Below are 24,715 nucleotides of genomic sequence, written 5' to 3' on the forward strand. Positions count from 1 at the left end.
TGGGCTGGAGCTGGGCGGAGACAACGCATACGATTAGGAAGCTACTTTTTAATCTCTTCTAAATTTTCTAAAAATTAATTGACAAACTTTCAATTAATAGGTAAGATTACAGAAATTACATACTAAATTACTTTAACGCGGTTATGCAATTAAGTGAGCGTTGTAACCCGGGTGTTTGGTAAAATGATAGACTCTTTATTTATTGCTTATGCAAAAAAATAGAGATGGCAAAGCTAATTAGACAGGGGAGAAAAGAGAGATGAAAAAGAGATTGAGTGCGTTGCTATGCGGAGCGTTGTTAATGCTTACTGCCTGCGGGTCAGACGTCAAGGAAACGGCTACCAATGCGGAAGAAAAGGAAGATTTTAAAGTTGGGATTATTCAGCTTGTTGAGCATCCATCACTCGATGCAGCAAGAGAAGGGTTTATTTCAGCTTTAGAGGATGCTGGCTATGAAGATGGAAAAAATTTAACGATCGATTATCAAAATGCTCAAGGTGATATGAATAATAACATGGCGATTGCACAAAAGTTCGTCAGTGACGAAGTTGATTTGATTTTAGCGATTGCTACATCAAGTGCTCAGGCGGTTGCCCAGGCAACATCAGATATTCCTGTTCTGTTCACGGCCATAACGGATCCTGTTGGTGCAGAGCTTGTTGAAAGCATGGAGGCTCCAGGCGGTAATGTAACTGGAACGAGCGATACACATCCAGATGCAATTAAAAATACTATTAACAAAATAAAAGAGTTTTTCCCAGACGCTAAAAATGTAGGAATGGTTTACAATGCAGGAGAGCCTAACTCTGTAGTAAACGTAGAAAAAGCGAAAGAAGCACTTGATGCAGCAGGTTTAAAATATGTTGAAACGTCCGTATCTACTAGTACTGAAGTTAAAGAAGCAACTGAATCATTAGTGGGCCGAGCTGATGTATTATACATTCCTAAGGATAATACGGTTGTATCTGCCCTTGAGTCTGTCATTGGGGTAGCAAACGAGCACAAGATCCCAACTTTTGTTGGCGAAGGTGACTCTGTTAAGCGCGGAACATTTGCTTCCTACGGATTTGAATACAAAGATCTTGGCTATTCTACAGGCAATATGGCAGTAGAGATCCTTGAAGGCAAGAAAAAGCCAAGCGAAATTCCTGTTGGTGTTCCAGAAAACCTTCAGCTTTATATTAATAAAACAGCAGCTGAACTAGAGGGCATCACTTTAACAGAAGAAATGACGAAGGATGCTAAAGTAGTAGAGTAAAAGATTAAATACAAAAACCCCAGCGACTAACTGCTGGGGTTTTTGCTGTCGTTTAGGAACATAGGGAAGTTCCAGGTAAAGGTAATAGTAGGGTTGTCTGTTTTTTGTTCCAGCACTCAGGTTTTGTTGCGGGATTAACTGAGGGAGTTTTTACGTGTGTATAAAAGATTAATTACCTAAGAACATAAGGATGAAGTGAAGAGCTGCTTGAAACCGCTTTGATAATTCAGAAAAGTTTGATAATATAAATTTAAAGGGTTTACATTAAGCTTATTTATTTTTTAATAATGAAGTTACAAGGTAATACATAAACCTCAATGGTGCGGGGATTCTTTTTATCTTTTGGGAAATGAATACAACTGCAGAAAGATTTGGAATGGGTGAGGGTTTGGATAAATAAAAAGGAGTGGTCATATTGTTTCTTCCTAATGAAATTGAAATCATCGAAGTCGGACCACGGGATGGTTTGCAGAATGAACCTTCAGCCATTCCGCTTGAAAAGAAAAAGGAGTTAATAACTCAGCTTGCAAAAGCAGGCTTTTCACGAATGGAGACAGCTTCTTTCGTTCATCCAAGGTGGGTGCCGCAAATGGCAGATTCGGAAGAAATTACCCAATTCTGCAATGAGCTTGGCATTACTTACATTGCATTGACTCCCAATTTTAAAGCATTGGAACGGGCCATTGCAGCGAATGTGCCGCAGATTGCTGTATTTGTTGGGGCGAGTTCTACATTTAATTTAAAGAATATAAACAAAACTACGGCCGAGTCACTTATTGAATGTGAACCAATGTTCGACAAAGCAAAAAAACGTGGAATGTTTATCCGTGCTTATATATCGATGGTTTTCAACTGCCCCTTTCAAGGTGAGGTTTCATTTGAAGAAGTCAATACTGTATGTCAGCGTTTTATAGAATTGGGTGCAGATGAAATTGACTTGGGAGATACAAACGGTAAAGCAGACCCAAAAATAGTTTATGAGCGAATTTCAAGATTAAGAGACTTATATCCCGAGACAACCTTTGTCGGACATTTTCATGATACTGAAAAATTGGCCTTAGCTAATGTTTATGCCGCTATGCAGGCAGGAATTAGCAAGTTTGACAGCTCAATCGGCGGTCTTGGCGGCTGTCCATACTCTCCGGGAGCCACAGGCAATGTAGCGACAGAGGAACTGGTAAACATGCTCACGCGAATGGGCTGCCAAACGGGTTTGGATTATAATGAACTTATCAAAATTAGCCCTTTTGCCAAAAGTCTTTCAAGCCGATAAGAGGCAGCAAGTTGCATGTATACTGTCGGAGCACTGTTTTTCCTTATTCAAGCAACAAGAAGTATTGGATCTGGTTAGGGTAAATAGAAGTGACTGCTTGAAGGGTGTAGCCAATGCTTAACAGCTGAGCTAATGTTTCGGCACAATGGGGCCGCGGTGGTTCAATGGGTGCGTGGTAGCTTTTATACCATTGAATAAATTGGTTGTTTTGTGTGCAATGCAAGAGGATTACATGTTTACCGGTCCATGGATGCCCAATTATTGGCTGAGTTGAGGTTTGTCTCATTATTCTGCCCCCTCATTTTAATAACGCTATGACAGTATATGTAAAAAGCCTTGGCAACTTTTCCTTCTTTATGAAAATTGCTAGCCCTATTTTAGGAAAAAAGGACTCATACAAAGGAATTGAGAGGGTTATCTGCCCGGATTTACTTTAGCGATTATCAATAAATGAATAAGTATTTAAAAATAAATCCAGCAATTCCTTTAAAGGAGAGCTGGTTTTTTTGTTTTTTTCCGCCTATATACCTAGGTTTTTGTGTTATAATCAGATTATTCAAATATAAATAATTGTTTAAATATTTAAAAACGTTGATATATCAAGGTTTCTGGGTGCTTCGTTATTCAAAAATGAATATTTACGACGGTTTGGTAAATAGGGAGGAGTAAACATTGATTAATAATAATAAGCAATTAATTGAAATGGAAGCGATTGTTCGCTCCTTGAAGGACGATTTATTAATTACAGATGTCAGCGGTATGATTCTAAAGGTAACTGAAACAACAAAAAGTATTTATGGGCTAAGTTTAAACACACTAGTTGGCAGAAGTATCTATGATCTAGAAAAGGAAGGGATTTTAACGCCAATAGTAACGCCGATTGTAATAAAAACACAACAAAAGGCAACGATTGTTCAAACCACAAAAGATGGTAAGAAACTGCTTGTTACTGGTGTCCCGGTGTTTACAGAGGAAGGCGAGCTTTGGCGGGTCGTAAGCTATTCACATGAAATTACCGATCTTTTAAAAATGCAGACATATATGTCCGAAATGGAAGACGAAATGCAGCGCGTAAAAAAGGAGCTTAAGAATTTAAGAGAACAGACTTTCATTTCGGAGGGGCTAATTGCAAATGATCCCGAAATGAAAAGAAGCATATCAATTGCCAAACAGGTATCTGAGGTGGATGTTAATGTATTGCTGCTAGGCGAATCAGGTGTTGGCAAAAGTCTCATCGCTAAATATATCCATAATGAGAGTCCTCGAATGGCTAAGCCATTTATTGAAGTTAACTGTGGTGCGATTCCAGATTCCTTATTTGAAGCAGAGTTTTTTGGCTATGAACCTGGCTCTTTTACAGGTGCAAGTAAACAAGGGAAGGTAGGGCTGGTTGAATTAGCCGATGGTGGTACGCTGTTCCTCGATGAAGTGGGGGAATTGTCACTTGAACATCAAGTTAAATTGCTTAAGTTTATTCAGGAAAAAACCTTTTACCGTGTTGGTGGCACAAAGATGCGAACGCTTGATTTTAGACTGATTTCTGCTACAAATCAAAACCTGGAGAAGATGGTTGAAGAAAAGCTTTTCCGGGAGGATTTATTCTTTCGCTTGAATGTAGTTCCAATTGTGATTCCTTCTTTAAGGAAGCGAACAGCTGACATTATCCCGCTGATCCTTTATTTTCTAGAGGATTTTAATAAGAAGTATAACCGAAAACGTGAAATTGATGAATCCGTTATGCAACATCTCTTAAACCATGATTGGAAAGGAAATGTCAGAGAGTTGATGAACCTAATTGAGCGCCTTGTTGTAACTACGCCCTCAACGATCGTGAAAATGGAAAACCTACCTGAAAAATATTATCAGCCTGAATCACAACTCGGTGAATTAGTGTCTGGCCAGCATAAATTAAAGGATATCATGGAGCGAGTTGAACGTGAGGTTTTTGATAAAGCCAAAGCAGATTATAAGACAACTACCGAAATGGCAAAAGCCCTCGGAATCAGCCAGCCATCTGTTGTAAGAAAACTGCAAAAATACAAAATTAAGTAAACTTGGCACGGAACTTGCATTAGTAATTACAAAGGCTTTTGATCTGGGGGTGGCTGGACCAAAGGTTTTGCGAAAGCGACAAGATGTAAAAGGAGAGGAAATGAAATGCACCAAGATAAACACTTATATTTAAATGGACAATGGGTGAACGGCGAAGGCCTAACTAGACAAATTATTAATCCTGCAACAGAAGAGATCTTAACAACGATTAAAGAAGCATCGAAAGAACAAGCAGAAGATGCGGTTACATATGCGGCTCAGGCATTTCAGCAAACAGATTGGGCAGTTAATAAAGAGAAACGGATTAAAGTTTTAAAGACGGCGGCCGGACTGCTTGAAGAATCTGCAGACGAAGTAGCGAGACTTGAAACACTTAACACAGGTAAACCAATTAGGGAAGCCATCTTAGATATTTATGATTCAGCAGCATGCTTAAGGTATTACGCTGATTTAATGTCTCAGGCGGAATTCTGGAAAAAAGAGATGGAAGATGGCACTGTCAGTGAAGTACGTAAGGAACCAATCGGTGTTTGCTCTCTTATTGTTCCATGGAACTTTCCGTTGTTACTCGGAATGTGGAAAATCGCCCCCGCACTTGCAGCTGGAAATACAGTGATTTACAAACCGTCTGAGATCACACCAGTAACAGCGCTTAAATTCACAGAAATTTTGGAAAAATCTGGAGTTCCGGCAGGGGTGTTCAATCTCGTTTTGGGTGAGGGAGACCCTATAGGCCAGACGCTCGTGAGCAGTGAAAAGGTTGACAAGGTTTCTTTTACAGGCGGATCTGAAACAGGCAGAAAAATAAATCAGGAGTGTGCGGGAAGCTTTAAAAGAGTGTCGCTCGAGCTAGGTGGAAAATCACCTTTAATTGTGTTAGAGGATGCAGATATTAAGCTTGCTGCAGAATGGGCAATCTTTGGATCGTTCTTTAATCAAGGCGAGGTTTGTGTAGCTTCTTCCCGTTTGCTCGTCCATGAAAATATTTATGAGGAATTTATAGCTGAGCTTCTTGAGAAGGTCAAGAATCTGAAAATTGGTGACCCGCTTAAAGAAGAGACTGATTTTGGCCCTGTTATCAGTGAACAGCACTTAAGAAAAATTGAGGATTATATAAAGATTGGTAAAGCAGAAGGAGCCGAATGCCTGTATGGCGGGGAACGGGTTGGCAGTAAGGGGCTTTATATCACACCGGTCATATTTAGCAACGTAAACCAAAATATGAGAATCGTTCAGGAAGAAATCTTTGGTCCTGTTGTTACCATTCAAACGTTTAATACTGAACAGGAAGCAATTGAATTGGCAAATGGAACAAGATTCGGCTTGGCTGCTGGTGTTTTATCGGCGGATGCAGAAAAAGCAGACAGAATTGCATCGCAAATCAAGGCGGGAACGATTTGGATTAACAGCTACCATACCCCTTATGTAGAAGCCCCATGGGGTGGCTACAAGCAAAGCGGGATTGGCAGGGAACTTGGTCCGCAAGGGTTAGATGGTTTTATGGAGACAAAGCATATTAATAAAAAAGAACATTTAGAACCGCTAAATTGGTATACATTTAAAAATTAGGAGCTGAAATATATGTCAAATTTAATGAGTCAGTTTGGACAGGACAGTATCAAGCCGGTTACAGAAAAGGATCGAACGATGGGGTTGTTTGGAACCTTTGCTTTATGGCTGGCTGCAAACGTGGTTATCACGTCTGTATTAACAGGGATGATGTTTATTCCTGATATATCGATCAAAGAGGCGATTCTAGCGATTGTGATCGGGTCTGCGCTGGGGGCGATACCACTAGCCTTGACAGGGTTGATCGGCACGAAAACTGGTTTATCCACAATGGTTATGGCTAGAGGGGCGTTTGGTCAAAATGGAGCCGTCCTTCCTGCAGTTGTTAACACGGTCGTATTGATCGGCTGGAGTTGGATTCAGGCATACATGGCAGGTTTAAGTTTGAATTATGCGATTGAATATGCAACAGGCTACAGCAATATTAATTTATTCGTTATTTTGACTCAAGTACTTGTCGTAGGGATCACCATCTATGGTCACCGCGGGGTTGAAAGTATTGAAAAGTATGTTTCTGTCGGGATGCTAATTTTATCGGCAGTCGTGTTTTACAGCTTATTTACCAGGTTTGACGCAGGTTCATTAGTAACCATGCAGCTAAGTGAAAATCCTGGAATTACGGCAATCATTGCTTTTGATATCGTGGTAGCAACAGCCTTTTCTTGGATGTCATCTGTATGTGACTTTAACCGCTATGCTAAAACAGGTAAGGGCGGAATGATTGGAACATATTTTGGCTATATTGTAGCCTCGGTAATTGCAATGGGTATGGGGGCTGTTGTAAGCGGTTTTAGTATCCTGAACGGCATGGAACAAACTTATGATCCAACAGTTTTGCTGGCGCAGTATGGATTTGGATTTGTTGCTGCTATAGTTGTCTTCTTCTCAGTTGTATCTACAAACGTAATGGCATTGTACAGTGCAACGATGTCATTCATGAATATCATGCCAAATTTCGGATTTTGGAAGCCAGGCTTAATTTTAGGGATTATTACAACAATTGGTGCGATGCTGAAGGAAACATTAATGACCAACTTCTTTGATTTCATTTTGTTAATTGCAACCATGTTTATCCCTGTATTTTCAATCATTCTAGTTGACTATTTTATTTTGAAAAAAGGCAACTACGATTCTGAAGAAATCGCAGCAGGAGTGAAAAAGACTTATAATTACCAGGCCGGGTACAATATATCAGCTTATGCAGCCTACATTCTTGGTGCTGTTTTTGCTTACTATTTCACTTATGTAAAACCGTTATCAATGGGTTCAACCATTTTAACCTTCTTTGTATCAGGATTGATCTACTGGGGGATTATGACTCTCACAAAACAAACTACTGCATCTAGTGATAAACCAACAACAATAGGAGCTTAGTTTATGAAATCATTTAAGTTAGCGGTAGTTCAGTCGACTTTCGAACCTGAACAGGTTGAACAAAATCTAGAAAAAATGGAACACCTGACGGAATCTTGCGCCCGCAAGTTTCCGAACATTCCTATTATTCTATTCCCTGAACTATCAGCAACAGGCTATTTTTTATCACCGTCGTTAAGGAAGGTCGCTCAGAAAAAAGATGGCTTTTCGTTTCAAAAACTATCTGCACTAGCAGAGAAGCATAAGATCTACCTTGTTTATGGATATGTTGAACAAGGGGAGTCAGGAAATATCTATAATTCTGTCCAATTGATTGACCCAAATGGCAAGTCATTAGCAAACTATCGAAAAATACACCTTACCCCTCTTGAAAGAGATTATTTCCAAGCTGGAGATAAGGCGGTTGTGGTTGATACGTCCCTCGGACGGATTGGACTGATGATTTGCTGGGATCTTGCCTTTCCTGAACTAGCCAGAATGTTGGCAGTCGAGGGAGCAGATTTGCTTCTGGCCCCGACTGCCTGGGAAGATCCCTATAACAAACCGTTTTTGAATTTCGGTATGGCACGTGCGATCGATAATACTGTATACCTTGCTTCAAGCAATCATATCGGGTCATCAGGCAGTCTTGAATTCTTTGGACAATCCTCCATCTATGGTCCTGATGGAGAGGTTCTTGCAAGAGCAGAGGCTTACAAGGATGAAATCATTACCGCCGATATTTTGATAGACAACAGGCAGAAACTAAAGGATGAATTTTTCTCAATGTTAGAAGAAAGAAGACTAGATATTTACTAAGGGGGCGACGGCTCATGATCATCGAGAAAGTTGTCGATTTATCAATGCCAATTACAGAGGAAACGCCGGTTTATCCTGGAGACCCTAAGCCGAAAATAAAGCCGGCAGCCACCATTGACGCGGACGGCTATAATGTTAGCCTTGTGTCAATGGGGTCACATACCGGTACTCATGTAGATGCTCCATTTCACTTTAATCCAAAAGGATCTAAAATTGAAGAAGTTCCGCTAGAGCAGTTCATGGGTGAGGGAATTATCATTGATGTTTCGCATAAATTGGAAAGAGAAGCAATTGTGCTGGCTGATGTGGAACTTTATGAAGAAAAACTCGGTCCAGATAAAATTGTCTTATTTCATACAGGATGGTCCCAATATGCTGGTGACGAAAAATATTTTCAACATCCCTATATAGCTGAAGAAGCAGTCAGGTATCTTCTTGAAAAAGGAATCAAGGTTTTCTTAATTGACGCTTTAAATATCGACCCGCCAGACGGCTCGTCCTTTATAGGACATGAGCTGATTACAGCCGTAAATGGAATTATCGGTGAAAACTATACTAACTTAGATTTAATTGATTTTGAAAATCCATTTATTATTACGCTTCCACTATCCTACCAAGGATTGGATGGATCTTCTGTTAGAGCTGTGGCTGTAAAGTTTAGGTAGGGGAAGGTTATTCACTTTTGGATAATTAATTTAAAAATAGATAAAGTTATTCGTTTATGAATAATCCTAGCCCTTAAAACCTTGTTTTTACGCAGCGTTTGGATAAGGAGAAAAATAAATTTATCTTAGCTTGGCTATTGTCTATCTAATAAGCCAAAGCGGCATGACTGCTTCTGTCCAGGTGTTGGAGTCAAAAATCGACTTCCACCGTCTGGTCTTTAGTGCTTGTTGATCCTGGTTGGTCGCTAGTTTTTAAAAGTTGGCACAAAACTTGCAATACTACATACAGATACATTTTACAGAGGAAAGGTTGTGTCACTTATGACGATTACTGGAAAAGGCGGCATCCATTTACAAACGAGTTTACCGGGGGAAAAGTCCCTAGAGTTAACGGAATTACGGAACAAACATGTACCGAGAGGCCCATTTAACACTTCGCCTGCTTTCATAGATAAAGCAGAGGGAGCACTCGTCACCGATGTTGATGGAAATCAAATTATTGACCTCGCGGGAGCGATTGGTTCCCTAAATGTTGGCCACAGTCCTGCTAGAGTAGTAGAGGCGATTAAGGCGCAGCTGGATAAATTTATCCACCCAGGATTCAATGTTCTAATGTATGAGTCGTACATTAAACTGGCTGAGAAATTAAACGAAATTACACCAGGTAATTTCGAAAAGAAAACATTCTTTTTAAATTCAGGGGCAGAAGCAGTTGAAAATGCCGTAAAAATAGCGAGAAAATACACAGGCAGAAGAGGGATCGTTTCGTTTGACCGCGGCTACCATGGCCGTACCCTTCTGACCATGTCATTAACGAGTAAAGTAAAACCGTATAAGAATGGTTTTGGGCCATTGGCTTCCGAAACCTACAAGCTGCGCTATCCATATTACTACCGGAAGCCTGAAGGAATGACGGACGAAGTTTTAGATGATTATTTACTAAAACAGATTGATGATTTCTTTATTGGCGAAGTACCCCAGGAGGATATTGCTGCGTTTATTTTAGAGCCCGTGCAGGGTGAGGGAGGATTCATTGTCCCTTCAGCCCGTTTCATAAAAGGAATTAAAGAGATTTGTGAAAAATATGGCATTTTGCTGATTGCTGATGAGGTGCAGACAGGGTTTGGCAGAACCGGAAAAATGTTTGCTAGTGAGCATTTCGGATTAGAGCCGGATTTAATCACCATGTCAAAATCGATTGCTGCAGGGATCCCGATTAGTGCTGTAACAGGAAGAGCAGAAATCATGGATGCTCCAGCTCCAGGTGAGATTGGCGGAACATACGGCGGAAGTCCGCTAGGATGTGTTGCTGCTCTTGAAGTGATCAAGATGATCGAAGAAGAGGGATTAATTGAACGGGCTAATAAAATTGGAAATACCATCACCACTAAATTCCAAGAAATGCAGCAAAAATACTCAGCGATCGGAGATATCCGGAGCTTGGGTGCCATGTGTGCCATCGAGCTTGTTAAAGACCAGTCTACGAAAGAGCCTGATAAAGAGCTGACAGGGAAAATTATCGCCGAATGCAATAAAAGAGGCGTTATTATCTTGAGTGCGGGTATTTATGGAAATGTCATCAGAATACTTAGCCCGCTCGTCATTGAAGATTCCCAGCTAGAGGAAGCATTAACGGTAATTGATGATGTTTTTGCAGAACTAACAAATTGATTGGAAGGTGAAACTGCTATGACCACAAAACAAGTGAAAAAAGAAAAGCTCTTTATTGGCGGAGAATGGTTAGAAGCGTCTGAATATACGACTTTAACCTCTCCTTATAGTGGAGAAGCCTTGGGTGAAATCCCATTAGCCCAGTTGGAGGAGATCGACAAAGCTGTCCGGGAAGCTGACAATGCCAGAGAAACCTTAAGAAAACTGCCTGCTCACGAACGGGCAGCGATTCTGGAAAAAATGGCATCACTATTTGAAGAGCGGACGGAAGAAGCAGCAAGAATCCTTGCCTTGGAAGCTGGTAAACCGTTCACTACCGCAAAAGGGGAAGTAGCAAGAACCGTTGCAACTTACAAGTTTGCTGCTGAAGAGGCAAAACGGATTCATGGTGAAACGATTCCTTTAAATGCGGCTCCAGGCGGAGAAAATCGGGTTGCTTATACAGTCAGGGAACCAATTGGTGTGGTTGCTGCAATTACCCCATTTAACTTCCCGTTGAATCTTGTAGCCCATAAGGTAGGTCCTGCGATCGCAGCCGGAAATCCTGTTGTTCTGAAGCCAGCTTCACAAACACCATTATCTGCTTTCTTTTTGGCTAAAATTGCAGAGGAGGCTGGACTCCCTAAAGGGGCACTGAACGTGGTAACCGGAAAAGGAAGTATCATTGGAGATGCGCTTGTTAAGCATCCGCTTGTTAAAATGGTTACTTTTACAGGCAGCCCAGCAGTCGGTATTGCGCTGCGAAATAAGGCCGGACTTAAAAGAACAACCCTAGAGCTTGGCTCCAATTCCGCTTTAATCGTCGATAAGGGTGTATCTACTGAAAAAATTATTTCACGCTGTATCACTGGGGCGTTTGCCTATCAGGGTCAGGTTTGCATTTCCTTGCAGCGAATCTATGTCCATGAAGACCTTTATGACGAGTTTGTTGAGAAATTCGTTGATGGAACGAAGAAGCTTAATCTCGGTGATCCATTGGATGAAAAGACAGATGTGTCTGCCTTGATTTCTGAAGGTGATGTTGATCGTGCGAAACAATGGATACAAGAAGCGGTAAGCAATGGGGCTACACTGGCTGCGGGAGGAGAAACAACTGGTAATATCCTGCATCCCACGGTTTTATTGAATGTAGCAAACGAGTCAAAGGTTTCCTGCCAGGAAGTTTTTGCTCCTATTGTTCTCATTAATAAGGTCTCTTCCATTAAAGAAGCAATCGATTATGTGAACGACTCAGATTACGGCTTGCAGGCCGGCATTTATACAGAAAATGTGCATACAGCATTTGATGCAGCCGACCAGCTTCATGTTGGCGGTGTACTCATCAACGATATTCCGACATTCAGAGTGGATCATATGCCATATGGCGGAGTAAAAGAAAGCGGAACTGGGCGCGAAGGCCTTAAATACGCAATTGAGGAAATGACGGAAATGAAGCTAGTCATTTTCAATAGAAACTAAGCTTTTATAATATGAGGAGGTCAATGAATGTACCAGCCAAAGGATTCATCTAAGTCTCCGCGCTTCACTGGTGTAAGAACCTTTATGAGACTGGAAAATATACAAACAACTGAAAATGTAGATTTCGTCGTAGTCGGCGTTCCGTTTGATACAGCAGCTTCAAATCGCGTGGGTGCTCGCTACGGCCCGCAGCATGTCCGTAATTTTTCTGTTCTATTGCGCCCTTACAACCCAGATCAGGAGATTAATATTTTTGATTATTGCTCTGGGGTTGATTATGGGGATATTGATATCGTTCCTGGAAATGTCCATCGCACATATCATAATATGGTTGAAGGATTAAGGCCGATATTAGCAGATGATGTAACTCCCATTATTATCGGGGGAGACCATTCCATTTCACTGGGGAACTTGCGTGCATTCCATGAAAAATACGGTCCGATCTCCCTTGTTCATTTCGATGCTCACGGGGATACATGGGATAATTATTATGGTGAAAAGTATATGCATGGAACGCCTTTTAGAAGAGCAGTAGAGGAAGGACTATTGGATGTTGACCATTCCATTCAAGTCGGAATGCGTGGACCCTTATATGGTCCAGAGGATATTGAAGATGCCCGTGATTTAGGTTTTGAAGTCATTCCGATGAGTGAAGCGAGAAAACTGGGCCAAGAGGAAGTCTTGAAACGCATCCATAAGCGTGTTGGAGATGACCGCCCTGTATTTGTTAGTTTTGATATTGACTTTGTGGATCCTGCTTATGCACCTGGGACAGGTACTCCTGAGGTGGCTGGACCTACAAGCCACGAAGCTCTCGAGTATGTTCGCGGGCTAAAAGGATTGAACACGGTAGGCTTTGATTTAGTTGAAGTCCTTCCAGCCTTTGACCATGGTGAAATAACAGCAGCACTTGCCTCAGCTGTTGCCTTTGAAATGATTACCTTGGTTGCCCTGAAAAAGAAAAGCTTAACAGCTCCGGTGACTGAGACAGTTAAATAGGTGAGTCGAACATATAGTGTTGAAGACTACTGAGTGAATAAGAAGCATTCAAGGCAGAGGGCCTAGCCCGACTGCTTTGAATGCTTTTTTATTATTTTAGGTCTGAAAAAACATAATTTGATAAAACCATTCGGCAAGATCTCTTTGACGAACTACGAGCCTGTTTAGCTCTGCCATGGGTTAATGACTTGCATAATAAAACAAGCATTTATTACCTCTTAATTTTATTATTATACTATCTAACTGGCAAGATAACTTGAGAAGTGTGAGATTATATAACAAGGTTTTTTAAAAAATAGCTCTGTTAAACTTACTGTTGATTTGCGTTGCAGCCGCTCGCTTTCCGCGGGGCGTGCGGCAAGCCTCCTCGGCGCATGCGCCTGTGGGGTCTCGCCAGCCACGCTGATCCCGCAGGACACTGAAAGACTTCCCCGAAAAGGGCCCACGCACGAGAAAATGCGTTTTTCATTTTCGAGGAGTCTCGCGACTTTCACTTCTATCAACATACTTAAAAATTAACAATGACCTTTACCACATCCTAAAAAATAAAAAAACTAGCAGACTAATGGGTTGAATCAGCTCATTGTTCTGCTAGTCCTTTTTGCTTTGATTTTTGTTATTTATCAGCCCGTTTAGTTAAAAGCGAGAAGCAGGTGTTTTGCTTGTTCGAGAAGAAGGTACCCATCTTTACGTGTTCATCATAGACCCGGTGCTAATACTCGGGTATGGTGTGCTAAGCTGGTGAAAGGTGACGTGAAAAGTGACAGGCACCATCCATTTTCTGGATGGTGCCTGTCACCTAATTATTTTTATTGAGGTCCCATTTTTTCAGCCTGTACTGGAGGCTTTGCCGGCTTATTCCAAGTGCTTCGGCGGTTTTGGTGATATTAAATCGGTTGTGGTGGAGTACTTTTTTTAAATAGTAGGTTTCAGCTTCCTCGATGTACTCATCAAGCGGCTTTATTAGCCTGCCCTTTTGAATAAGAAGCTCGTCTGCCTCAATATTTAAAGCTTTTTCACTGTTTAGCTGAGGTTTGTTTCTAAACTGGATCGGCAGATGAGGATAATCTAGGGTTTCTTCTTGCTCCATAAGGTTCATAGAGCCCTCAATTATGTGTTCGAGTTCCCGGACATTTCCCGGCCATTCGTATGAGTAAAACAGTTCAAGAACTTTATCGTCTAGTTTCTTGACGTTCATTCCAAACAGGCTGTTGTATTTTTCAATAAAGAAGGAAGCTAAATCCTTAATATCGGGTTTACGTTCTTTAAGAGGCGGAATAAAAAGCGAAACAACACTTAATCGATAAAATAAATCCTTTCGCAGCCGTCCGTCTGAAATAGCGTTAACAGGGTCTTCATTAATCGTGGCGATAATCCGGACATCTACTGCGAGGTCGCGGGTCCCGCCGACTCTGCGAATTGTTTTTTCCTGGATAGCTCTAAGCAGCTTAGCCTGAAGAGAAGGGGCCAGGGAATTTATTTCGTCCAGCAGCAGGGTTCCTCCCTCGGCTTGTTCAAAAAGGCCCGGCCGCTCAATTGCTCCTGTGAAGGCCCCTTTATTTGTTCCAAATAAAAGTCCCTCTATTAAACTATCAGGCAGAGCAGCACAGTTCTGAGAAATAAACGGTTTATCTGAACGGGGGCTGCCGTTATGGATGCTCTGGGCAAATAATTCTTTACCAGTTCCAGTCTCACCAACGATAAGGACGGAAGAAGCAGTTCTAGTTGCCCGTTTGCTGGCTTCGATTACTTCTTGGATCCGGTAGCTGCTGCCAATAATGCTATCGAAGGTATATCGGGTATCGCCTTTTTTTAAGAGATTTTCACGGATTAGGCGCTCGTACTTTGTGACGTCGCGGGCCATTTCAATAGCCCCAATTCGAGTGCCATTTTCTAATAGAGGGAAGGTATTATTAATTGTCGTAATTTCTTGGCCTCTATTATTATAGTAAGTTTGTTTTGCATTCTGAATGACTTTCCCATGGTGGAGAGCTTCCAATAAGGTGCTGTTTTCGTTCGTATCAAATGAGAAAACGTCCAGCAGACTTTTATCGAGCACATCCTCGACACTCATGTCTTCCATGTCTCTCATTTTCCGATTGTAGATGATTGTTTTTCCTTCTTGATTGACTACATGAATTCCTACTTCTATTTTATCTAAAATTTGTTGATAGATTTTATTCAGTTGTTGGATGTCTTCTAAATCTGCTTCCTTCAATTAAACCACCTGCTTCCTTTATACAGCTTTATTTTAATGAATGATTCACAGTAGTGCAAACGTTTTTTGCGCAAAATAATTTGGCGAATAAGGGTGAACTGCAAAAATATTTTGCGGTTTGCATTCTATAAAACCACTATTATCAACATATATAAACTTGGCACGGAAGTTGCATATGTAAAATTGAGATTTATAAATCAGGAGGGATTTACATGGTACAGCCATACAAACACGAACCTTTTAGTAATTTTAAAGAAGAAGATAACAAAAGAGATTACATTACCGGTTTAAAAACAGTAGAAAGCTACCTTGGCCAAGATTATGATTTATTGATTGATGGGGAACGCATTGCAACTGATGAAAAAATTGTTTCCTACAATCCTTCCAATAAAGAAGAAGTGATCGGACGCGTTTCAAAAGCAAATCAGGATCTAGCTGAAAAAGCTTTGGTGGCTGCTGTTGAAGCATTTAAGACATGGAGAAAAGTGAAGCCGGAAACCCGTGCAGATGTACTTTTCAAGGCAGCAGCGATCATTCGCCGCCGCAAGCATGAGTTTTCAGCACTTTTAACAAAAGAAGCAGGCAAGCCATGGAATGAAGCTGATGCTGACACAGCAGAAGCGATTGACTTTTTGGAATTTTACGCCCGTCAGGCTCTTGCGTTAAAAGATGGCGTGCCGGTACAAAGCCGTCCAAATGAATTTAATCGGTATGACTATATCCCGCTTGGAGTTGGAATCATCATTTCTCCATGGAATTTCCCGCTAGCGATTATGGCTGGAACTACTGTTGCAGCGATTGTTTCGGGTAATACAGTTCTTTTAAAGCCTGCTTCAACAACACCAGTCGTCGCAGCGAAATTTGTGGAAGTGATGGAACAGGCTGGCCTGCCAAAAGGCGTGCTAAACTTTGTACCAGGCAGCGGAGCAGAAGTTGGCGACTATCTTGTTGACCACAAGGATACTCGTTTTATTTCTTTCACCGGCTCACGCGATGTAGGCTTGCGCATTTTCGAACGCGCATCTAAGCTGAACGAAGGCCAAATTTGGCTGAAGCGTGTGATTGCTGAAATGGGCGGCAAAGATACAATCGTTGTTGACAGCGAGGCAGACCTTGAGCTCGCAGCACAATCGATTGTTGCTTCCGCTTTCGGATTCTCAGGGCAAAAATGTTCTGCAGGCTCCCGCGCTGTAGTAGTTGAAGATGTATACGACCAGGTTTTAAACCGCGTTGTTGAGCTGACTGGTAAGCTTAGTCTCGGAAATCCTGAAGATCAAAACATAAATATGGGCCCTGTTATTGATCAGAGCGCTTTTAATAAAATTATGAACTATATTGAAATTGGCAAAGAGGAAGGCAAGCTTGTTGCCGGAGGAGAAGGGGATAGCTCAAAAGGCTATTTCATCCAGCCAACCGTAATTGCAGATCTTGATCCGAAATCTCGCATTATGCAAGAAGAAATTTTCGGGCCGGTTGTCGGCTTCAGCAAGGCTAAGGATTTTGACCATGCCTTGGAAATTGCCAATAACACAGAATACGGCCTTACGGGTGCTGTTATTACAACAAATCGCCGCAAAATCCAGCAGGCTCGTGAAAACTTCCATGTTGGAAACCTTTATTTTAACCGTAACTGTACAGGTGCCATCGTCGGCTATCAGCCATTCGGCGGCTTCAATATGTCTGGAACTGATTCGAAAGCAGGAGGCCCTGATTACTTGCTGCTCCATATGCAAGCAAAAACAACCTCCGAAATGTATTAAAGAACATAAGCGCAAGCGCCTTGAACAGCCCAGACAAGCGCTGGAGGACAGAAGGTGAAGTCGTTCTTTGACATCATCAGCTGGACCGAAGCGACCTCGAGGGGCTAGGCGCTGAAGCTGGAAGAACAAAAGCATAAGCGCCCGTTAAGCGACGGATGGACTGGAGGACACCGACTAGGATAAAGGAAACACGAATACCGGAACGATTCGATGTTGACTTGTCTAGGGAGGAGGCAGATGTACATGAGTAGCTGGGCGCTGAATTTTATATATTCTTTATCTTTTAAATAAAAGCCAGGCTATAATTCGTGCCTGACACCATCTCAAGGAGGAACTCACATGACGACAAATCTAACTTCATCTGAAGCTTTGATTGAAAAAACTGAAAAATATGGGGCACCTAACTATCATCCGCTGCCAATTGTTATCTCAAAAGCTGAGGGAGTTTGGGTTGAGGACCCTGAAGGCGGCAAGTATATGGATATGCTCAGTGCCTACTCAGCTGTAAACCAAGGGCATCGCCATCCAAAAATCATTCAGGCTTTAAAAGATCAAGCCGATCAAGTTACGTTAACATCAAGAGCATTTCATAATGATCAGCTTGGACCATGGTATGAAAAAGTTTGTAAGCTAACAAATAAAGATATGGCTCTGCCAATGAATACAGGAGCGGAAGCTGTGGAAACGGCTGTTAAAGCTGCACGCCGCTGGGCCTATGAAATTAAAGGTGTCGAAGAAAACCAGGCAGAAATCATTGCCTGTATTGGTAACTTTCACGGCCGCACCATGACCGCTGTGTCGCTTTCCTCAGAGGAAGAATATAAGCGCGGGTTTGGACCAATGCTTCCGGGAATTAAACTTATACCGTACGGAGACATTGAGGCTTTAAAAGCGGCTATCACTCCTAATACAGCTGCATTCCTGTTTGAACCGATTCAAGGGGAAGCAGGGATTGTCATACCTCGTGAAGGCTTCTTAAAAGAAGCTTCTGAGCTTTGTAAGGAGCAGAATGTTTTGTTCATCGCAGACGAAATTCAGGCAGGTCTTGCTCGCTCAGGTAAAATGTTTGCCTGTGAATGGGAGAACGTTGATCCTGACATGTACATTCTTGGCAAGGCACTCGGCGGAGGAGTTTTCCCGATTTCATGCGTAGTAGCTAATAAAGAGGTTTTAAGTGTTTTCAATCCAGGATCCCATGGCTCGACGTTTGGCGGCAATCCCATGGCTTGTGCAGTTTCCATTGCAGCTCTTGATGTTCTTGTTGACGAAAAACTGGCAGAGCGTTCACTTGAACTTGGAAACTATTTTATGAACAAGCTGAAAGAAATCAACAACCCGCTTATAAAAGATGTACGGGGACGCGGATTATTCATTGGTGTCGAGCTGAACGAGCCTGCTCGTAAATATTGTGAGGCATTAAAGGGAAAAGGCTTACTTTGTAAAGAAACACATGACACTGTTATCCGCTTTGCTCCGCCTCTTGTCATTACAAAAGAGGAACTTGACTGGGCGATTGAACGGATCCAGCAAGTTTTAGCATAAAAGAAAGCTAACTTTTGAAAATCATTAGGGAACGAATGAGGTGCCAAGCATGGGAACGCAGGGAATAGCTGCAGCAGAAGCTAAACAGCAAGTGGAAGAGTCGTTAAATATGCTGACTTCAACACAGATAGTCGTTAAGGAAGCCTTAGCTAAGTTAGGGTATCAAGAGGAAATGTACGAACTTTTAAAAGAACCGTTGAGGATGCTGACTGTTCGGATTCCGGTCCGAATGGACGATGGTCACGTCGAGATTTTCACCGGATACCGGGCACAGCATAATGATGCAGTGGGTCCCACAAAAGGAGGCGTCCGCTTCCACCCGGAGGTCGACGAGAATGAAGTAAAAGCTTTGTCCATGTGGATGAGCCTGAAATGCGGGATCGTTGATCTTCCTTATGGGGGAGGAAAAGGCGGAATTATTTGCGATCCGCGCAACATGTCACTTGGTGAGCTGGAGCGCTTGAGCAGAGGTTATGTCAGGGCAATCAGCCAGATTGTAGGACCTACTAAAGATATACCAGCTCCGGATGTCTATACGAACTCACAAATAATGGCATGGATGATGGATGAGTACAGCCGTCTGCGTGAATACGATTCGCCAGGCTTCATTACCGGAAAACCGCTTGTTCTCGGAGGTTCACACGGACGGGAAAAGGCAACCGCCGAAGGAGTTGTCATTTGTATTGAGGAAGCAGCTAAGAAGCGGGGCATTGAAATTAAAGGTGCCCGTGTTGTAATTCAAGGGTTTGGAAATGCAGGAAGCTTCCTGGCGAAATTCTTACATGATGCCGGTGCAAAAGTAATCGGTATTTCAGATGCCAACGGTGCACTGCATGACCCCGACGGCCTTGATATTGACTATTTACTGGATCGACGTGACAGTTTCGGAACGGTAACAAACTTATTTGATCATACAATAACGAATCAGGAGCTTCTGGAGCTTGATTGTGATATTCTTGTTCCTGCTGCGATATCGAACCAAATTACCGTCAAAAATGCGGATAATATCAAAGCATCGATTGTCGTCGAAGCGGCGAATGGGCCTACCACATTTGAAGCAACCAAAATTCTGTCCGAGCGAGGTATCCTGCTCGTTCCAGACGTGCTGGCAAGTTCAGGCGGCGTGACTGTTTCCTATTTTGAATGGGTCCAAAACAACCAGGGCTATTACTGGAGTGAGGAAGAAGTCAGCGAAAAGCTGCGCAAGGTGATTGTGAAATCGTTTAACAATGTTTATGACACAGCGGTGGCGCGTAAGTTGAACATGCGCTTGGCCGCCTATATGGTAGGTGTCAGGAAAATGTCTGAAGCCTCTCGTTTTAGGGGCTGGGTGTAAAGTGGGAACATAGCTTCAAAGTCTGACTATGAGGCTATGTTTAGTGTAAATATAGCCCAATCTGGTGTAGTGCCTCCTATAGAGGAGTGAAACGTACTATACGGGAGTTTATCCTCAGGGTGGAGTTAAATCACTCCTATAAACATGGAGAGGCGATAAAGAATCATTTTTACTAAATAGACTACAAAAAATGTCCCAAAAGTACAGCTTTTGGGACATTTTTCAATTTAGGTATCTAGTAAAGAGTATGATTTATCCAAAGTTAAATTGGGTATTAACTTAATTTTATTAGCATTAAATTTTAATTTTTCTAAACCGGTGTCTTTCATTGGGCTATCAGGTTCTCCAAATGGGTAATTCCTCATCCCACAACTCAAGCAGGCAATCAAAAAACCCCCACACGAAAAAGTACGGGGGTTAAACAAGCTTATCCGCCAATATGGCTCATTTCAATCTTTTTCCTAGTGGTGCTAGCTGTGCTTCGTTCTTCAGAATATCGATCCCGGCGACCGTTCCAGATGTCTGAAAGCAGGGTGGTCAGCTGGTCATCTGTCAAATTTCCCCGAAGCGGGGATTTGATGTCATGGCCCTTAGAGGCGAACAGGCAGGTGTAGAGCATCCCGCTTGCGGACAGGCGAGCCCTGTTACATGACGAACAAAACGCATCGGAGACAGATGAAATGACCCCAATTTCATCGTTTGAACCAACATAGCGATAGCGGCTTGCGACTTCGCCTGTGTAATTAGGATCAACTGGTTCAAGTGCCATAACTTGATGGATGTCTTCTACGATTTTCTTTTTAGGATAGACATCGTCAAGTTTCCACTCGTTTGTATTGCCTACATCCATATATTCAATAAAACGGAGTATATGGCCTTTCTCCCGGAAAAACCTGGCCATTGGCAAAATTTCAGAATCATTCATGCCTCGTTTGACAACCATATTAATTTTCACTTTCAAGCCAGCCTCACTAGCTGCATCTATACCGTCGAGCACGGTTTTTACAGTGACGCCTCGGCCATTAATTTTTCCAAAGATCTCGTCCTTAAGCGAATCAAGGCTAATGGAAACACGTTCCAAGCCAGCCGCTTTTAACTCTTTGGCGTATTTGGGAAGAAGGGAGCCGTTTGTTGTCATGGCAATATCTTCTACTCCCTTAATATTATTTAACTTTTCAATAAGCTCGGGCAAACTCCTCCGCATCAATGGCTCTCCGCCGGTAATACGGATTTTTTTGACGCCTAGCGAATTGACGGAAATCCTTGTCAATCGTTCTATTTCTTCGAAAGAGAGGAGTTCATCTCTTTTCAAAAAGGGATAGTCCGGACCAAATATTTCAGCAGGCATGCAATAGGTGCATCTAAAGTTACATTTATCTGTAACTGAAATTCTCAAATCGCGAAGAGGGCGGTTAAAATAATCATATACCGTTTTTTCTGATGTCATTGCGTTTCCCTCCCTTTAAAATCCTATTCTGTGATTCTTTCTGAACATGAATACACATTAAATGACTTTCCGCGGATAAACCCGACTGCTGTGATGTTTAGGTCTCTGGCCAGTTTGATGGCCAGGTCAGTCGGAGCTGATTTTGACAGGACGATCCCTACACCAATTTTCGCTGCTTTTAACAAAACTTCGGAAGAAATACGTCCACTAAATACTATTATCTTATCACGGACAGGCACCCGATTCAAAAGACTGAATCCTAGTAGCTTATCCAAGGCATTATGGCGGCCGATGTCAGTACGGACTGCAATAGTCTCTTCAGCAGTGCATAGAGCGGCATTGTGAACTCCGCCTGTTTCTTGAAAAACCTGCGAACTGTTCTGCATTTGATTCATGAGCTCAATACATTGAGCTGCAGTGATTGTTGTTGTAGATGTAGATGTTTTTGCCGTCTTTGCGTCATTGTGAAAGTAAAATTGCCGGCTTTTTCCACAGCAGGATCCAATAAACCGTTTCGAATAGTATTCTTGGCTCGTAATTGTGTTTGCTTTTAACATAACATAAGCATAGCCGCGGCTTTCGTCGATGTTAATTGAATGAATGTCTTTATAAAAACGAATGACACCCTCAGACGCCAGAAAGCCTACCACCATTTCCTCAAAGTCGGTTGGTGTACAAACCATTGTTGCGAATTCGAGGTCATTAACATAAACTGTCAGAGGAAATTCGTTTACAATATCATCTTCAATTTCAGTGAATTTACCTTCGTTATATTTTTTGATTTTGTATTTTTCGCTCATACTCTCTAGCATTGTAATCACCTGTTTTTTAGAATATAAAAAGCTAACCACATTCTTAGTCTTTTCACAAGAAAAATAAACTACATGGTGATAGTGTAAAATTGATATAACAAAGTTTTTAAAAGTAGTTGCACATGTTTTTATAAAGTGATATTATTTTTTTGTTCATAAAACTGTCACATTTTGATTCGAGATAGCGATCCTGTCGTCGGTTAAAGTGTAACTTGTAGTGAAAGCGATTAACTGTTGGTCCGATAGTAGCGAAACCTGCTTGATACTAACCGTCAATTTTCCTCTGCAGCCCGAAGTCTAGGCTGATACAGAAAAATTGGCGGTTTTCTGTTTTTCGTTTCTTTTTTCAATTCCGAATCCGTGTGAGGCTTCCAGAAATTTATACATACCAGGGAACTTTCAAAAGGACGGGAAAATAAAAAGAACTTTTTAGAAGGTTCTTGATTTCAGTTCTGTTGCATAGTCTGTGATTGGAATCCAGCGCGCTTAATAACAATCGGATTCTTAAAAAGCAACAAGGTATTGAGTCAGAACCCATGACTTAGGGGGAAGACAAATGAAAAAGACAAAAAACCGCTGGCTTATTGCCGCGTCGGCAGTGGGAATTCACATTTCCATTGGTTCGGTGTATGCCTGGAGTAACTTCACGAACCCACTTATCGAGGAATTCGGCTGGAGCTCAAAGCAAGTTCAGTTAACGTTCAGTTTAGCAATATTATTTTTGGGATTATCTGCAGCTTTTATGGGTCATTTTGTTGAGAAACACGGACCGAAAAAATCAGGCCTTCTCGCAGCAGCCTTTTTCGGAGCAGGTATCTTAGGCTCTGGACTAGCTGTTAACCTCGGATCATTGCCATTATTGTATATTACCTATGGGGTTCTAGGCGGAATTGGTTTAGGAGTTGGTTATATTGCTCCTGTCTCAACTTTGGTTAAATGGTTCCCTGACCGCCGCGGCCTGGCTACAGGGCTTGCGATTATGGGATTTGGGTTCGCGGCAGCAATTAGCAGTCCGATCATGGATACTTTAATAAAATCTGTTGGTACAGCTAATACGTTTTATATTTTAGGTGCTGCTTATTTCATTATTATGACATTATCATCCCTTTATCTCGAAAGGCCGCCGGCTGATTGGGCACCAGAAGGCTTTAAGGAAAAAATCAAGTCTGGCAAAGTAAATGTTAAGCAAGACTTATCTCAACTTACTGCCAATGAAGCAATTAAAACATCACGCTTCTATTATTTATGGATTATGCTATTTATTAACGTAACGTGCGGAATTGCAATTCTATCTGCAGCAAAGCCTTTGGCGGAAGAAAGTATTGGACTTACTACTGCTGAAGCTGCTGCGCTTGTTGGTGTGTTAGGTTTATTCAACGGTTTAGGCCGGATTGCCTGGGCGTCAATTTCCGACTATATTGGCCGTCCAAACACGTATACGATCTTCTTTGCATCACAAATTATTTTGTTTACATTATTGCCGATGACAAAAGAAGCGATTCTTTTCCAGGTTATGCTTGCGGTTGTTTACACAATGTATGGTGGAGGGTTTGCCGCGATTCCTGCCTTTATCGGTGACATGTTTGGTACAAAACAGTTAGGTGCTATCCATGGTTACATTTTAACTGCTTGGGCTGCTGCTGGACTTGCAGGTCCAATGTTCGCAGCTTGGATGAAGGATACTACAGGAAGCTATGCATCAAGCTTAACTTTCTTCGCTGGATTATTCGTTATAGCGCTGATCGTTTCCTTACTGATTCGCCGTGATATTAGTAAGCTGCGTAAAATGAATACAGCGAATGAAACAAAATTGGCTGGCTAATTACTTTGTTCATCTATCATTAGTGTGGTAAAATACCAATCAAGTTATAACCACAATAGATGGCAGGAGATATCGTGAATAAATACGAAGCAGAATTTAGTAATATAGTACGTTCTTTTCGGAAAAAACACATGGGGAAAGGTCCTAGCAAAATTACAACTACCTTTTGTAAAAATTGGGCTATTTGTGAGATGGAAGGCAACCTCTCTCCTGTAGAGAAATTTATGGCTTCTGCCATTGAAGGCAAGCAGGCACTGAGATCTGCCAGAACAGAAATGGTAAAAGATATGTATCGAAAACATCCGCCAACAGAGATGGAAGAGTTCTTAGGATGTAAGTTTAAGGAACTTTTTGTAGATATAGATATTGACCGTGATTTTGGAATGTCGATCTTCGTGTTCGACGAAGACCTGCAAGCTAAGTTTAATAAATAGGTATGGCACTTGGTAGCGACCCTGCAAAAGACTAACCACCGATGAAACTCACCAGCTAAAGCGAACGAGTTAACGGTGGTTTTTCTTTTGTTTATTAAACTTAATTGCTACTTAACAAGCGGTCGGCTTCGCTTTTTTTATCCAGCTGCGCCTCCCAGAAACTCGGCAAACTTCGGCTCCTCCGGCAGAAGCACAAACCGCTTCTTTGCCGGATCCTCCAGTTTGCT

19 protein-coding genes are annotated in these 24,715 nt (G+C 41.9%); 15 read left to right on the forward strand and 4 right to left on the reverse strand.

What is annotated here, in order from left to right; all coding sequences use genetic code 11:
• Nucleotides 1–259 precede the first annotated feature (259 nt).
• The gene (locus HRJ06_RS01700; RefSeq protein ID WP_174727765.1) at nt 260–1,258 is read left to right on the forward strand and encodes an ABC transporter substrate-binding protein; all 999 of its coding nucleotides are present in this window, start codon (nt 260–262) and stop codon (nt 1,256–1,258) included.
• Between the two features lie 415 nt (nt 1,259–1,673).
• A complete protein-coding gene (locus tag HRJ06_RS01705) occupies nt 1,674–2,531 on the forward strand; it encodes a hydroxymethylglutaryl-CoA lyase (protein WP_174727768.1) in 858 nt (285 codons plus the stop codon).
• Between the two features lie 43 nt (nt 2,532–2,574).
• On the opposite strand, the gene HRJ06_RS01710 is transcribed toward HRJ06_RS01705, so the two are convergent.
• A complete protein-coding gene (locus HRJ06_RS01710) occupies nt 2,575–2,817 on the reverse strand; it encodes a hypothetical protein (RefSeq protein WP_174727771.1) in 243 nt (80 codons plus the stop codon).
• 416 nt (nt 2,818–3,233) lie between these two features.
• On the opposite strand from HRJ06_RS01710, the gene HRJ06_RS01715 reads away from it, so the two are divergent.
• The 8 genes from HRJ06_RS01715 (at nt 3,234) to speB (ending at nt 13,117) form a co-directional block, all read left to right on the forward strand.
• Nucleotides 3,234–4,583 carry a sigma-54 interaction domain-containing protein gene (locus tag HRJ06_RS01715; protein WP_174728141.1) on the forward strand — a complete coding sequence of 450 codons (1,350 nt, stop codon included), beginning with the start codon at nt 3,234–3,236 and terminating at the stop codon, nt 4,581–4,583.
• A 105-nt stretch (nt 4,584–4,688) separates the two neighbouring features.
• Complete coding sequence (locus HRJ06_RS01720) at nt 4,689–6,152, forward strand: aldehyde dehydrogenase family protein (protein WP_174727773.1); 1,464 nt, start codon at nt 4,689–4,691, stop codon at nt 6,150–6,152.
• 12 nt (nt 6,153–6,164) lie between these two features.
• Complete coding sequence (locus HRJ06_RS01725; RefSeq protein WP_174727776.1) at nt 6,165–7,526, forward strand: purine-cytosine permease family protein; 1,362 nt, start codon at nt 6,165–6,167, stop codon at nt 7,524–7,526.
• A 3-nt stretch (nt 7,527–7,529) separates the two neighbouring features.
• Entirely contained in the window at nt 7,530–8,324 is a 795-nt protein-coding gene (locus HRJ06_RS01730) for a carbon-nitrogen hydrolase family protein (protein WP_174727779.1), read from the forward strand.
• Between the two features lie 14 nt (nt 8,325–8,338).
• Nucleotides 8,339–8,989, forward strand: a complete 651-nt coding sequence (locus HRJ06_RS01735) for a cyclase family protein (protein WP_174727782.1) — start codon at nt 8,339–8,341, stop codon at nt 8,987–8,989.
• 321 nt (nt 8,990–9,310) lie between these two features.
• Nucleotides 9,311–10,660, forward strand: a complete 1,350-nt coding sequence (gene gabT, locus HRJ06_RS01740) for a 4-aminobutyrate--2-oxoglutarate transaminase (RefSeq protein ID WP_174727785.1) — start codon at nt 9,311–9,313, stop codon at nt 10,658–10,660.
• Between the two features lie 18 nt (nt 10,661–10,678).
• Nucleotides 10,679–12,118 (forward strand): aldehyde dehydrogenase family protein, encoded by a 1,440-nt coding sequence (locus tag HRJ06_RS01745; RefSeq protein ID WP_174727788.1) that lies wholly within the window; start codon nt 10,679–10,681, stop codon nt 12,116–12,118.
• 27 nt (nt 12,119–12,145) lie between these two features.
• A complete protein-coding gene (gene speB / locus HRJ06_RS01750) occupies nt 12,146–13,117 on the forward strand; it encodes an agmatinase (RefSeq protein ID WP_174727792.1) in 972 nt (323 codons plus the stop codon).
• Between the two features lie 799 nt (nt 13,118–13,916).
• Here speB and HRJ06_RS01755 read toward each other — a convergent pair.
• Nucleotides 13,917–15,335, reverse strand: a complete 1,419-nt coding sequence (locus tag HRJ06_RS01755; protein ID WP_174727795.1) for a sigma-54 interaction domain-containing protein — start codon at nt 15,333–15,335, stop codon at nt 13,917–13,919.
• 212 nt (nt 15,336–15,547) lie between these two features.
• Between HRJ06_RS01755 and pruA the strand changes: the two genes are divergently transcribed.
• From pruA to HRJ06_RS01770, 3 genes are all read left to right on the forward strand, one after another.
• Nucleotides 15,548–17,095, forward strand: coding sequence for an L-glutamate gamma-semialdehyde dehydrogenase (pruA, locus tag HRJ06_RS01760; protein WP_174727798.1), 1,548 nt, complete (start codon nt 15,548–15,550; stop codon nt 17,093–17,095).
• Between the two features lie 339 nt (nt 17,096–17,434).
• Nucleotides 17,435–18,637, forward strand: a complete 1,203-nt coding sequence (locus HRJ06_RS01765; RefSeq protein WP_174727801.1) for an ornithine--oxo-acid transaminase — start codon at nt 17,435–17,437, stop codon at nt 18,635–18,637.
• A gap of 49 nt (nt 18,638–18,686) precedes the next feature.
• On the forward strand, nt 18,687–19,973 hold the full coding sequence (locus tag HRJ06_RS01770; RefSeq protein WP_174727804.1) for a Glu/Leu/Phe/Val family dehydrogenase: 1,287 nt from the start codon (nt 18,687–18,689) through the stop codon (nt 19,971–19,973).
• Nucleotides 19,974–20,400: 427 nt separating this feature from the next.
• On the opposite strand, the gene moaA is transcribed toward HRJ06_RS01770, so the two are convergent.
• The gene (gene moaA, locus HRJ06_RS01775) at nt 20,401–21,420 is read right to left on the reverse strand and encodes a GTP 3',8-cyclase MoaA (protein ID WP_174727807.1); all 1,020 of its coding nucleotides are present in this window, start codon (nt 21,418–21,420) and stop codon (nt 20,401–20,403) included.
• 23 nt (nt 21,421–21,443) lie between these two features.
• On the reverse strand, nt 21,444–22,232 hold the full coding sequence (fdhD, locus tag HRJ06_RS01780) for a formate dehydrogenase accessory sulfurtransferase FdhD (RefSeq protein ID WP_174727810.1): 789 nt from the start codon (nt 22,230–22,232) through the stop codon (nt 21,444–21,446).
• A 556-nt stretch (nt 22,233–22,788) separates the two neighbouring features.
• On the opposite strand from fdhD, the gene HRJ06_RS01785 reads away from it, so the two are divergent.
• Together HRJ06_RS01785 and HRJ06_RS01790 are read left to right on the forward strand one after the other, a co-directional pair.
• The gene (locus HRJ06_RS01785; RefSeq protein WP_174727813.1) at nt 22,789–24,054 is read left to right on the forward strand and encodes an L-lactate MFS transporter; all 1,266 of its coding nucleotides are present in this window, start codon (nt 22,789–22,791) and stop codon (nt 24,052–24,054) included.
• A gap of 74 nt (nt 24,055–24,128) precedes the next feature.
• A complete protein-coding gene (locus HRJ06_RS01790; protein ID WP_174727816.1) occupies nt 24,129–24,488 on the forward strand; it encodes a Na-translocating system protein MpsC family protein in 360 nt (119 codons plus the stop codon).
• Nucleotides 24,489–24,715 lie beyond the last annotated feature (227 nt).

Origin of the sequence: Mesobacillus harenae (assembly GCF_013343715.1) — a bacterium.
Lineage (GTDB): Bacteria > Bacillota > Bacilli > Bacillales > Cytobacillaceae > Mesobacillus_A > Mesobacillus_A harenae.